Below are 12,537 nucleotides of genomic sequence, written 5' to 3' on the forward strand. Positions count from 1 at the left end.
CGCCTCCTCGGCGACGAGCCGCGGCTAGATCCTCGCACGTTCGAGGATCTTGCTTCGCAGGTCCGGGTCGTCGTTGCTGAGTCCATCGACCAGAGCATCGGCCGGGGATTGCCCCTTGGCGATGAGCGCGCTGAGCCGATCGAGGTGGACGCGCTCGTCCTTGCCGTTCTTGTTCAGGCGCGCGCGCCGCTCGAGGCCGCCCGAGGCGATCGAGACGAGCCGCTCGGCCAGCGCCGCGAGCGGCTTGCCGCGGAACGTGGCGCGGAGCGCGCGCTCGGCGATCTTCGGGCGCACGGCCTCGAGCTCGTCGAACCTGAAGCTCTCGGACAGGGCGTCGGCCTCGTCGAGCGCGCGCGCGTCGTAGAGGATGCCCGCCCAGAGCGCCGGGAGCGCGCAGACGAGGTTGGCCGGCAGCGAATCCGCGCCGCGGACCTCGAGGGTCCGCTTCAGCCTGACCTCCGGGAAGAGGGTGTTGAGGTGCATCTCCCAGTCGCCGCGGGTGGCCCGGTGCCCCTCGAAGCCGTGCTCCAGGAAGGCGCGGAAGGTCTGCCCCGTGTTCTCGAGCACCTCGCCGTCGCGCTTGATGAGGAACATCGGCGCGTCGACCGCCCATGCGACGTAGTCCGAAAAGCGGCGCCCGCGCTCGAGCACGTTGCGGATCAGCCCCTGCCGCGCGGCGTCGACGTCGAGCCAGACCTTGGCGCGGTAGCTCCGCCCGCCGAACAGCGCCCCCTCGTAGAACGGGGAGTTCGCGAACATCGCCGTCACGAGCGGGGAGAGCCGGAGCGACACGCGGAGCGCGCGCATCGCCGCCTCCTCGCTGGCGTAGTCGAAGTTCGCCTGCACGGTGGCGGTGCGGCGCATCATGTCGAGGCCGTGCGCGCCGCGCGTCGGCAGGTAGCGCCGCATGATCGCGTAGCGCGCCTTGGGCACCCAGGAGAGATCGGCTTGCCTCGCGAAGGGGTGGAACCCGATGCCGAGCCAGGCCAGCTTGAGCTCGGCCGAGATGTCGCGCAGCTCCGCGAGGTGCCCGCTCATTTCCATGCAGATCTGGTGGATGTTCTCGAGGGGCGCTCCGGACAGCTCGAGCTGCCCGCCTGGCTCGAGGGTCACCGAGGCGCCAGCCCGGGCGAGCGCGATCAGCGGACCGCCGGGGGTCTCGTGCTCGGGTGTCCACCCGTGCCGCTCGACGAGCGCCTGGAGGATGTTGAGGACGCTCCGCTCGCCCTCGTACGGGATGGCAGCGCCCGTCCTGGCGTCGACCCCGAACTTCTCCGCCTCGGCGCCGATCCGGTGAAGGGCCTCGGGCTTCGTGGCTTCGTGGAAGGGAAACAGCAGATCGTCGAACGTCTCCAGCGGTTGAGACTTCGACTCACTCCCGTGGCTTGCATCGGCCATCATCACGTTTCCGGTTGGGTTTCGTTCTCGCTTAGAGCGCGCGCCTGAGAAGGGGCGCGCGCTGCGTCGTACGGAGCATCTTCGCGAGCGCGCCCAGGTGCGCCAGCGTTGTCCCCGTCCCTCCCCCGAGCATTCGCGCGCCCGCCTCGATGAGCCGCGCCGCCGACGCCGCCCAAGCATCGCAGATCTCGGCGGGCGTGATGCGGTCGGCACCGTCCGCCTGCATAGACTCCGCGCCGAGCAGCACGCCGATCTGAACCTCATGCGCGACGCCCTCGAGGCGCCGGAGCATGTTGAGCCCGAGCTCGACCGACGGCACCTCGAAGAGCAGCGCGTCCGCGCCGCTGTCGAGGGCCGAGCGGGCGACCTCCTCGAAGCCCTCGCCATCGGCGGTGCGCCCTGCGCCGTCGAGCTCCACGAGCGCCCACGTCGCCAGCTGCGTCGTGCTGGCGCTGACCACCGCCGCGCGGCGCGCGAGCCGCGCGACCGTGGGGCCGACGCACGCTGCCTGGGTTGGATCGAAGCCGCACGCGACGAGGATCTCGCAGCCGGCCGCCGCCAGCCTGGCCGCATGGACGGCGTAATCCTCCGCGATCCGGTCGGCCATGGGCGCGGCAGCAGTGTGGCCCAGGATACCCGCCACCGCCACGCGGCGCGCGGCCGCGCCCGCCGCCTCTGTAGCGAGCTCGACCGCGGTGCCGGTCAGCGCGGCGGCGCGGAACGCCATGCCGATGGGCGCCAGGGCGCGCGTCGTCGTCGCGGACGTGAGCGCCCGGACCACGTCGATCCCCAGCGCGATCTCCTGCTCGTGCAGCTCAGCGATCGCCCGCGGCGACTCGCGGAGCAGCCGGCCGAGGGCGGTGTTGGAGGACACAGCGGTGCCTCGTCCGCGGAGCGAAGCGAGCGGATCGCCGCTGATGATGAGCGGACGACCCACGGGAGGCCGAGAGGTGGAGGCCTCGAGCGCATTCACGTCCTTCGCTGCTTTCCAGGGCTCCTCTACCACCGGTCTATAAGGGGAAACTAGCCCAAGACGGCCCTTCCGCGTCGCGAAATGGTGCAGGCCAGCGGGCTGGAGCACAGCGTTCCACGCAGCGGAGTCGGGGACAACCTGACGGACGCGCACCGGCGCTCGGCGCGGCGCCGGGGAGGAACGGGGGATCGGCCCTCATGAGGAGCTCCGCTTTGCCATGGGCCGTCATGTGGCCGGGAGGCGCCGGCCCCCTACCCCTCGCCCCTGGCGCGCGACGAACTTCCGGTCGAAGAGCCGCACCCGGCGGACGAACAGATCGAGCAGGAACACCACCATCGCAGCGTAGATGAACTGCTGCCAGAGCTCCTCGTGGAACGTCACCTTCTCCCCTGCCGGGTCGAAGATGGCCGCCACGCCGGTCGGATCGACCGCCCCGCCGGTCGACGTCGCGGCCTTCTCGAGGATCGCGAGCTCGGGCTCGAAGCTCGCGTACTCGCGGGGGTACGGGTTCGAGACGTGGCCGTAGCTGACGGCGACGGGCCGGAGCGAGCCGTCCTCGGCCTCGCGCAGGTGCTCCGCCCGCAAGAGGAACGAGCCGTACCGATCCAGCGCAAGCGCCGTCTCGTAGCGCCCCGGCGCGGTCTGACGCATGTCGACGACCCGCGTCGCGCCGCCCGGCTCGGGCCCGATGATGCTGAGCCGGGAGGTCAGGTTGTTCTCGAACCGGTCGTCGGCCCCGAACGCGTCGACGGACGCGCGCAGCTCGCCGTCGACGATCTCGGCCTTCATGTCGAGCTCGCGCCGGTGCTTCTGGCGCATGTGCTCGTGGACGAGCTGCCCCCAGAATTTCTCGAAGCCTGGCCACCTCAGCCACTCGACGGCCCAGCGCGCCTTGACGTCGGTCGTCCAGGCCAGCGTCCACCCGAGGCCGACGCGCCAGCGCGCGAGGATCGGCTCCTCGGTGTCGCTCGTGAGCAGCTCCTGGGCTGGCGGCGGCTTCAGCTTGGTCGAGACATAGCCGTGCAGGTTGGGCGCCGTGCGGACGTCGACGCCGCGGAGGAACGCCGCGTCGCCGACCTGGGTCACCGGAAACCACTCCTCGACGGCGGCTGCGCGCGCCACCATCTCGGTCTCCTTGGTGAAGATCCGCGGCAGGTTGTTCGGATCCGGGACCGCGTGGAAGCGCCCTCCGCCCACGTCGGCGATCATCTTGAGCAGCTGCTCGTCGAGGTCGTTCCCGAGGCCCACCGTGGTCACGGTGATCGACTCGGCGATCATGGCGGACACGAGGTCCCGGATGCCGCCCGTCGACGCCTTGCCGTCCGTGAGGAGGATGACGTGCTTCTTGCGCGCCTGCGTGACGGTCATGTCCTGGTAGGCGGCGTCGAGCGCGGAGAAGATCTCGGTCCCGCCGCCCGGCTGGATGCGCGCGATCTCGCCCGCGATCCGCGAGCGGTTGCGCGCGGGCTGCATCTTCACGTAGCGCGTCGGCGCCGAGTCGAACGCGATCACCTCGATCAGATCGTCCGACGACAGCACCCCCGCGGTCGCCTTCGCCGCGGCCTTGGCCATCTCGAGGGGCAGCCCGGTCATCGATCCCGAGCGATCCATGACGAGCGCCATCGCGACGCTCGGCATGTCCTTCTTTCGCTCGTTGTCCATCCGCACCGGCAGGATCCGCTCGATGGTGGTGCGGTACCAGCCGCCGAGGCCGTACCCCGACTCGCCGCCGGCGAAGAGGAACCCCCCGCCGAGATCCCGCACGTAGCTCTCGATGATCTCCTGCCCCTGCAGACTGAGCGCTTCCTTCGGGGTATCGGACACGATCAGGAAGTCGTAGCGCTCCATCTCCTTGAGGGAGCCGGGGAAGCCTGCCGGCGGCCTGACGTCGACGTCGAACTGCTGCGCGGTGAGCGCGCTCGAGAGCGGGCCGGCGTGCTGCGGCGTCCCCTCGACGTAGAGCACCGACGGGCGCCCAGGCACGTCGATCGTGGTCGCGTACCGGTTGTTCTCCTTGAACTTGTCGTCCGCGATCTGATCGAGCTCGAGCGCGTAGGTCACCTGCCCCGCGATGCGCACGACGCTCTTGAACACGACGTCGTTCGGCCCTGCCTTGAGCTCGAGGTCACGGATGCCCTCGAGGCCGTTCAGCGCCTCCCCCTGGAAGAGCCGCGCGCGCGCCTTGGTGGCGCGGCTGGCGTAGATGTCGGCGTGGATCTCGAACGTCTCCCCGACCTTGACCCGGTCGGGCATCCTGAGCTCTCGCACCGCGACCTCGGGCGGCGCGGGCCGCCGGTACGGGATGGAGAACAGCCGCACCCCGACGTCGCGCGCCCGGTTGGCCTCGGCGAGCACGTCGCCGTCCGTCTGCACGCCGTCCGACATCAGCACGGCGCGCTTGAGGTAGCCGGGCGGATACAGCCCGTACGCGAGCTGCAGCGCGGCCTGGAGGTTCGAGCCCGCGCCGAGATCGCCGCGCTGCCCGTTCGCGTCGACGTGGCGCCCGATGGGCGGCGCGCGCCGCTCCGCCTCTCGACCGGCCGCCTCGCCGGCCGCGCGCTCGGCGAGCCGCGGCCGCCGCGCGAAGGTGATCACCTTGATGACGCCGTCCTCGGGCTTCTCGGCGAACGCCTTGTCGAGCGTCGCCCGCGCGTCGTCGAGCGCCTCGTCCGTGACCGACTCGGAGACGTCGATGAGGTAGATGGTGGCGACCTTCTCCGTGGTCGCGGACCTCGCGAGCCGCGACAGCCCGAGCGCGATCAGCGCGACGAACGCGACCCGCAGCAGCACCGAGAGCACGCGCTGCGGCAGGGGGAGGTCGGCGAGGGATCCAGCGAGCACCCCGACGAACCAGGGCGCGAGCAGGATCGCGCCGAGCATCTTCGGGTTGAGGAGCTCGTACTTCACCCCCTCGCGCACCCACGTCAGCGTCGGATCCGGATGCAGGAGGACGTACCTCCGGTACGCCCAGAACAGGAGCCCGCCGAGGGCGGCGCATGTGATGGCCCACGCGGCGATGCGCAGCCTGCGACCACGGAACGCGCTCACACCGTCACCCTCCTGTGGTACGTGAACCACTCGATCGCGGTCACGAGGAGCACCGCCGCGAGCAGGTAGACCCAGAGCTCACGGCGAACGCCGATCTTGAACTCGCTCACCGCGCCCGCGCCGCGGCCGTCGACCTTGAGCTCGGCGGCGGGGGCGATCGCGCTCTCCTCCGGGGCCGAGAGGTTCGCGGCGAACATGCTCTCCTCCTGCGCGCCCGCGGCGCCGACGCGCAGCGTGTAGAAGCCGGCGTGCTGCCCGAGGAACACGGCGCGCCCCTCCTGGATGGGGACCGCGCGCGTCGTCCCGTCGGGCTGCTCCAGGCTGGCCACCTCCGCGGACGAGGACGCCGGGATGTGCCAGACGGCGCCCGTGCGGAACGAGGAGATGTAGCTCGTGTCCTCCTCGACGAAGTTGTTGATCGCGTTGAGCAGGAAGAGCGGCCAGGCGATGCGGAGCGGGAAATCGCTCTCGCGCACGTCGAAGCCGAGCGCGACGAATTTCACGCCGCTGCGCCGCCCCTCGATCAGCAGCGGGCCCTTGTAGCTCCGGCCGACGACCCTGTCTTCCTTGTTGCCCTTGAGCACGCGGGCGCGCGCGACGTTCACGTCGCTGAGCGCCGTGTAGCGCAGGAGCGGGTGCTTCGCGTCGAGCTCGTCGAAGCCCAAGCGGTAGTTCGGGTCGTCATCGAGGACCTCCTTGCCCACCTCGAACGGGACGCTGGTCCCTGTCGGGTTGAGGTAGAGCAGGCTCCCGCTCCCCGGCGCGACGCTCGGCGCCACGCCGTCGAAGATGGTCACGTCGAACGACGAGGCCGCCGGGTACCGCTGCGGATCGACGAAGGTAACGTCGAGGTACTCGTCGAGGAGCAGCGCCGCCTCGAGGAACATGTTCCCCGCGGAGACGACCTGCACGCGCGCGCGGCGCCGCTCGGGGAGGAGCGCGTAGGCGCGGTTGTCCGCGGGGAGGTCGTCCGAGCTGCCGTCGGCCAGCGCGAGCTTCGCCTCGAGCGTCTTCGACGCGCCGGAGAGGTTCGGATAGAAGCGGGGCAGCTTCTCCTTGGGCTTGAGCCGGATGCGCGTCAGATCCGTGAGCTGGCCGTCGCCGAGCAGCGACAGCTCGAGATCGAGGGGCTCGTCGCTCGTGTTGGTGACCTCGAGCATCACCTCGTAGCGGCTCTTGTCGAGCGGGTAGCGCCGCACCGAGAACTCGGTGATGGCGGCGTTCCTCGATCCCTTGCCGATCGGCAGGTACGAGAGCTTGATGTCGCCGAGGCGCACCTGTCCGCCGGCGTCGGTCGGCTCGCCGAGCGCGCCGTCGCTCACGACGATGACCTCCGGCGACGGGAGCCCGCTCAGGGTGTCGCTCGCGAAGCGGAGCGCGCGCGCGAAGTCGGCGGTGGCGTCGGTCGGCCTCACCGCCGCGACGGCCGCCTCGAGCTCCGAGATCTCTCCGGTGAGCGTCGACAGCGGCGTGATGGCCGCGTCCATCTGGGCCAGCAGCATGCGGTCGCTGCCGGAGAGGCCGCGGACCATCTTCCTGACCTCTTCCTTCGCGAGCTCGATGCGCGAGGGCGCGACGTCGATGGCCTGCATGCTCGCGCTCGCGTCGATGAGGACGACGATGTTGCGCCCCTCGACGAGGTTCGCCTGCGGGCGCGGATCCCCCAGCGCGAGCAGGAGCAGCGCGAGGAGCGCGAGCTGCAGCAGCAGCGACAGGAGCCGCTTCAGCTGCGAGAACAGGCTCGTCGCCTCCTTGTCCCGGAGGATGCGCTCCCAGATCCTCGAGAAGGGGACCGCGACGGGCCGCCGGCGCAGCTTGAGGATGTAGAAGACGACGACCACGGCCCCGGCGAGGGCGCCGATCTGGAGCAGTGTCTGCAGCGGAACGCCGGTGAAGTGCAGCATCGCTACCGGAGGAAGCCGCCTCTGCGGAACACGCGAAGGATCAGCTCATCGAAGGGGACGGACACGTCCGCGCGGAAGTAGCTCACCTGCCGCGACGTGCAGAAGCGGCGGATCTCGTCGAGGTACTGCTCGTAGGCCTCGGCGTAGCGCTCGAGCACCTTGGGGGTCACCGTGACCTCGCGCTCGTCGCCGGTCTCGCAGTCGTAGACGCGCACGTCCCCGCGCAGCGCCGGCCTGGCCTCGCGCGCGTCGACGACGTGGAGCACGAACGGCTCGAACCGGTTGTACCGGAGGACGTTGATGCCGCGCTCGAAGCCCGCCGGATCGTAGAGATCGCTGAGGATCACGGCGAGGCCGCGCCGCTTGTGCTGCGCCACGAAGGTCTTCATCGCCTCGCCGAGGTCGGTCGGGCCCTCGGCGCGCGCCTGCCCGAGGAAGCGGAAGATCCTGAAGATGCGCGCCTTGCCGCGGGTCGACTGCATGCGCCCGCTGATCTCGTCGGTCGCGGTGACGATCGCGATGCGGTCGAGGTTGGCGAGCCCCACGTACGCCAGCGCTGCAGCGAGGCGCTTTGCGTGCCGCAGCTTCTCGCCGTCGCCGAACGCCATCGACGCCGACGTGTCGACGATGAAGTAGATCGAGAGGTCTTCCTCCTCCTCGTAGAGCCGGATGAGGAGCCGGTCGAAGCGCTGGTACGCGGCCCAGTCGAGATACCGGAAATCGTCGCCGGGCGCGTAGTCGCGGTGGTCGGCGAACTCGACCCCGGAGCCGGTCTTCTTGGTCCGCCGCTCCGCGCGCATCGCCCCCGAGAAGACGCGGCGGCTCACCATCGCGAGGTAGTCGAGCTTGCGCTGGAACTCGTCGTCGAAGAGCTCCTCGTCGGGGGCGCTCGCGGAGAGCGTGGAGATGCGGCGCAGCGGCGCGGCGGCCCTCTTGAACGCGTCGAAGAGCCCCATGCTACCTTCGACGGCGCCTCATTTGCTCTCCGGAAGGTGCTTGAGGATCGCCTGCAGCACCTCGTCGGTCTTCACGCCCTCCGCCTCGCCCTCGAAGTTGAGCAGCACGCGGTGCCGGAGCGCGGGGAGCGCGCACGCGCGCACGTCGTCGACCGACGCCGCGAACCGCCCCTCGAAGAGTGCGCGGATCTTCGCGGCGAGCAGCAGCGCCTGCGCCCCGCGCGGCGACCCGCCGAACTTCACGAACCGCTTCACCTCGTCGAGGCTGCCTCCCTCGGCGGGGTGGGTGGCCTGGAGGAGCCGCACCGCGTAGTCCTGGACGTGCTTCGCCACGGGCACCTCGCGGACGAGCCGCTGCATGGCGATGATCCGCTCCTTGTTCAGGACCGGCCGCACCTCGATCGCGTCGGTGCCGGTCGTCCGCTCGAGGATCGAGTTCAGCTCGTCGCGGCTGGGGAACGGCACGTGCAGCTTGAAGAAGAACCGATCGAGCTGCGCCTCGGGCAGCGGGTACGTCCCCTCGCTCTCGAGGGGGTTCTGCGTCGCCAGGACGAAGAACGGCTCTTCCAGCGTGTAGCTCTGCCGCGAGACCGTGACCCGGTGCTCCTGCATGGCCTCGAGGAGCGCGCTCTGCGTCTTCGGCGTGGCCCGGTTGATCTCGTCGGCGAGGACGATGTTCGCGAAGATCGGCCCCTTGCGGAACGAGAACGACCGCTGCCCGCCCGCGTTCTCATCGATGACCGTGGTGCCGATGATGTCCGCGGGCATCATGTCGGGCGTGAACTGGATGCGCGAGAACTGGAGGTCGAGCGCCTCGGCCATGGTGCGGACGAGCATCGTCTTGCCGAGCCCCGGCACGCCCTCGAGCAGCGCGTGCGAGCCCGCGAGCATGCACGTGAGCACGCCGTCGACCACCTCGCGGTTGCCGACGATGACCTTCCCCACCTCCTCGCGCAGCTCTCCGATGCTCGCGCGGAACTCGTCCACCTCGGCCCGCGCTGCTTCCTTCGTCTTCTCAGCCATGACTTCCTGCTTCGCGCCCGCTGCCGCGGAGCGCCTGGTGAGGCGCGGTCGCGTTCGAGCCGCCGGCTCGACTCACTCGCGCGGCCTGATGAGCTGGAAATACCGGTTCACGTAGAACCGGTATCCATCAGGGATCTGATCCTTGTTGATCTGCTGCTCTGCGACCGTGTGATAGTCGGTGAAGACCTTCTTGTAGCCGGTCCCCTTGAAGCCCCGCTCGGCCGCGCTGAGGATCACCTCGCTGTTCGAGGGCCCTTGCTGCGTGTCGAGCCCCTGCGCCTGGACGTCCTGGGTCCCCATCTTCGGGTCGGTGCGCTTGCCCGCGACCTCGCCGCCGCGGCCGGAGCCGACGCCGTCACCCCCGGGCTGGTTGCCGCCGTTGCTGTTGCCCTGCCCGCTCCCCGGCCCCTCCTGCCCCTGCCCCTGCCCGCCGCCGGGCATCAAGATCTTCTTGCCGCCGGGCCCGATCACCAGCTCCTGCCCCTGACCTTGCCCGCCCTTGCCCTGACCGCCTTGGCCTTGCTGGCCCTCCTGCCCTTCCTGCTCGCCGTCGCCCTGCCCCTGTTGGCCCTGCCCCTGCTGCTCCTCGCCGCCGCCCTGGCTGCCGCGCGCGCGCTTTCCGAAGCGGAGCATCCTGGCCATCCGCTGCTTGCCCCCCTGCCCTTGCTGGCGCACGAGCTCCCGGAGCTCCTCGAGCCGCTGGCGCAGCTCTTCCTTCTCCTGCTCGGACATCTCCTCCTGCTGCATCCGGTTGATGTCCTCGGCCGCCTGCTCGAGATCGTCCGCTGACATCCCGAGGTCGCGCATCAGATCCTCGGCGGCCTTGGCGAGCTCGCGATCGAGCCGGTCGAGCTGGCGCCCGGTCCGCTCCTTCTGCTCGGCCTCGCGGTCGAGCCGCTCCAGCTCCCGCTCCTTCTTCTTGAGCAGCCTCTCCTGCTCGGATCTCTGCTGATCGTTCGCGGAGGCCTTCTGCTTCTGCTTGAGGAGCTGCTCGCGCGCCTCGGCGCGCTTCTCGTTGATCGCGGCGAGGGCCTCCTTGCGGCGCGACGCCGCCTCGGAGAGCGCCTTGCGCAGCCGCTCGATCTCGGCCTTGTCGAACTTCTGCTTCTTGTCGCGGAGCTTCTCGGCGAGCTCCTTCAGGTCCTTCTTCGCCTTCTCGAGATCCTTCTTCTCGAGGGACTCCCCCACGCCCTTCGCCAGGTCGCTCTTCTTGAGGTCGAGCCCCGTCTCCTTCAGCGCCTCTTCGAGCGCCTTCAGGTCGGCCTCCGCGCCCTTGAGGAGCTCTCGCTCGAGCGCCTCCATGCGGCGGAACGCCTCGGTGCGATCGAGGCGCTTGTTGGCGATGTCCTCGATGAGCTGGTTGAACCGCTCGACCGCGGACTTCATCTCCGGGCTCTGGTCCTGCCGATCGAGCGCCTTGGCCGCGTCCTTGAAGAGCTCGATGTCGTCGGGCGACATGGTGAGCGCGTCGATGGTCGCCGCGACGGGCGCCTGCTTCCGCGGGGTGCGCACCTCCAGCAGCGCCACCGCCAGCACGCCGAGGCCCACCGCGGCGGAGGTCCAGAGCTCGCGAGGGAGCGCGAGCGGCGCGGCGCCGGCGGGGCGCAGCCCTGCGGCGTGCTCGCAGGCGTCGTCGATCGCCGCCTCCATCAGGGGGGTGCGCTGCGCTGCGGGCAGCGCGTCGAAGGCGAGCGCGATCGTCAGCCGGTCGTGGAGGCCGTGGTGCCGATCGAGGGCGATGGTGCCGGCGCGGGGAGGCAAGCGGCGCAGCATCGCCACGACGAGGGTGGCCAGCACGAGCAGCCCCGCGCCGAGGAGGAGCTGGCGCGCGCGCGGCTCGCCGAGGTACGCCGGGAGCGCCTTGTGCACCGCGAGCGTCCCGGCGGCGAGCGCGAGCGCGAGCGTCAGCGCGCTCGGCAGCGCGCGCAGCGCGCGCCCGAACCGCAGCCTCAGCTCGACCGCGAGCGCGGCGCTGCGAATGCGGTCCAGTTGCTTCGTGCGAGAGTCGCTCACGGTGCTCAGCGCTCCGGGCGCCCCCCGCGGGGGCCCTCGAAGGGGAAACGTCGCAGCATTGTACCTGCTGACGGGTCAGGCGCCCGAAAGTTCCTGGGAGGCTCCGCGCGACGTACGTGGGAGGCTGCGCGCGACGTTACGAGGGAATGACGCGCGGCGAGCCCTGATGATTCCCGTGCGGGGCAGCCTCTGCGCTCAGCGCGCTGCAGGCCTGGATGCGAGCTGCCGGTGGTGGGTGGGGGTCTTCCCTCCGAACGCTGATCGGACGGCTCCTCTGCGCCCGGCTTGGCGGCGGCACGCGTACGTTGCGTGCGAACAAGGTGACGGGCCGCTGCGCACAGCGCCCGCCTCGGAGGGGATCACTTCATCGACTTCTTCTTGGACGCCGCCTTCGTGGCGGCCGGCTTCTTCGCCGCGACCGGCTTCTTCGCCGCCTTGGCGGCCGGCTTCTTCGCCGCGACCGGCTCCTTCGCCGCCTTGGCGGCCGGCTTCTTCGCCGCGACCGGCTTCTTCGCTGCCTTGGCGACCGGCTTCTTCACCGCCTTGGCGGCCGGCTTCTTCGCCGCGACCGGCTTCTTCGTCGCGACCGGCTTCTTCGCAGCCTTGGTGACCGGCTTCTTCGTCGCGGCCGACCGCTTCGCAGCCGCACTGCTCGCCGTGGCGCCGTTTGCCGCCGACTTCTTCGCCCCCGTCGCCCGCTCTCTGGAAGACGGCTGCGCCGCGGCTTCACGCTCTTCGCCAACCGCGCTCGTCTGACCCCTGGCGCCGTTCGCATCAGGAACCTGCTTCGCATAACGCGCGAGCGTCTCGCGCACCCGCGCGTCCAGATCCGTGAAATCGAACGGCTTGTTCAACCAGGCGTCCGCGGCGAAGAGCGGCGAGGTCATCTCGTTCAGGTTCTCGCCGATCCCGGTGAGCATGATGACGCCGGTGTTCGCGAACGGCCGTCCGTCGGACGTGTCGCTCTTAAGCCGCTTGCAGATCTCCCAGCCGCTCATGCCGGGCATCATCACGTCCAGGATCACCAGATCCGGCTGGTGTTCGCGCGCGAGCTCCCAGGCGGCATCGCCCTCGGAAGCCTCGATCACAGAGAACCCTAGGTTCCTCAGGTGACGCGCGACGAGGCTCAACATCGCCGGTTCGTCTTCGGCCACCAGCACACGGGGCGGCATCGTGCTCGCGGAAGGCATCGTGGATGCGGATGAGAGTACGTGCGCGCGAA

Annotated in this window: 8 protein-coding genes; all 8 read right to left on the reverse strand. The window is 70.3% G+C overall.

Annotated elements, in window-relative coordinates; all coding sequences use genetic code 11:
* Positions 1 to 24 precede the first annotated feature (24 nt).
* The 8 genes from WMF11_RS33285 to WMF11_RS33320 all read right to left on the reverse strand — a co-directional run bounded on the left by WMF11_RS33285 (position 25) and on the right by WMF11_RS33320 (position 12,505).
* Positions 25 to 1,401 carry a glutamate--cysteine ligase gene (locus WMF11_RS33285; RefSeq protein ID WP_437903279.1) on the reverse strand — a complete coding sequence of 459 codons (1,377 nt, stop codon included), beginning with the start codon at positions 1,399 to 1,401 and terminating at the stop codon, positions 25 to 27.
* A 28-nt stretch (positions 1,402 to 1,429) separates the two neighbouring features.
* Entirely contained in the window at positions 1,430 to 2,272 is an 843-nt protein-coding gene (locus tag WMF11_RS33290) for a homocysteine S-methyltransferase family protein (RefSeq protein WP_437973592.1), read from the reverse strand.
* 324 nt (positions 2,273 to 2,596) lie between these two features.
* On the reverse strand, positions 2,597 to 5,419 hold the full coding sequence (locus WMF11_RS33295; RefSeq protein WP_437973593.1) for a VWA domain-containing protein: 2,823 nt from the start codon (positions 5,417 to 5,419) through the stop codon (positions 2,597 to 2,599).
* A complete protein-coding gene (locus WMF11_RS33300) occupies positions 5,416 to 7,323 on the reverse strand; it encodes a vWA domain-containing protein (RefSeq protein ID WP_437903282.1) in 1,908 nt (635 codons plus the stop codon). The genes WMF11_RS33295 and WMF11_RS33300 overlap by 4 nt, the downstream gene beginning before the upstream one ends.
* 2 nt (positions 7,324 to 7,325) lie before the next feature.
* Positions 7,326 to 8,279 carry a DUF58 domain-containing protein gene (locus WMF11_RS33305; RefSeq protein ID WP_437973594.1) on the reverse strand — a complete coding sequence of 318 codons (954 nt, stop codon included), beginning with the start codon at positions 8,277 to 8,279 and terminating at the stop codon, positions 7,326 to 7,328.
* Positions 8,280 to 8,297: 18 nt separating this feature from the next.
* Positions 8,298 to 9,302, reverse strand: coding sequence for an AAA family ATPase (locus WMF11_RS33310; RefSeq protein WP_437323898.1), 1,005 nt, complete (start codon positions 9,300 to 9,302; stop codon positions 8,298 to 8,300).
* A gap of 72 nt (positions 9,303 to 9,374) precedes the next feature.
* Complete coding sequence (locus tag WMF11_RS33315; RefSeq protein WP_437542933.1) at positions 9,375 to 11,315, reverse strand: hypothetical protein; 1,941 nt, start codon at positions 11,313 to 11,315, stop codon at positions 9,375 to 9,377.
* A 359-nt stretch (positions 11,316 to 11,674) separates the two neighbouring features.
* Complete coding sequence (locus WMF11_RS33320; protein WP_437973595.1) at positions 11,675 to 12,505, reverse strand: response regulator transcription factor; 831 nt, start codon at positions 12,503 to 12,505, stop codon at positions 11,675 to 11,677.
* Between the last annotated feature and the right edge of the window lie 32 nt (positions 12,506 to 12,537).

This window comes from Sorangium sp. So ce295, assembly GCF_051527405.1.
GTDB lineage: Bacteria > Myxococcota_A > Polyangia > Polyangiales > Polyangiaceae > Sorangium > Sorangium cellulosum_B.

Bases quoted from the DNA above. Each gene is read 5' to 3' on its own strand.
- WMF11_RS33285 (WP_437903279.1), bottom strand. From the start codon at position 1,401: ATGATGGCCGATGCAAGCCACGGGAGTGAGTCGAAGTCTCAACCGCTG.
- WMF11_RS33300 (WP_437903282.1), bottom strand. From the start codon at position 7,323: ATGCTGCACTTCACCGGCGTTCCGCTGCAGACACTGCTCCAGATCGGC.
- WMF11_RS33305 (WP_437973594.1), bottom strand. From the start codon at position 8,279: ATGGGGCTCTTCGACGCGTTCAAGAGGGCCGCCGCGCCGCTGCGCCGC.
- WMF11_RS33310 (WP_437323898.1), bottom strand. From the start codon at position 9,302: ATGGCTGAGAAGACGAAGGAAGCAGCGCGGGCCGAGGTGGACGAGTTC.
- WMF11_RS33320 (WP_437973595.1), bottom strand. From the start codon at position 12,505: ATGCCTTCCGCGAGCACGATGCCGCCCCGTGTGCTGGTGGCCGAAGAC.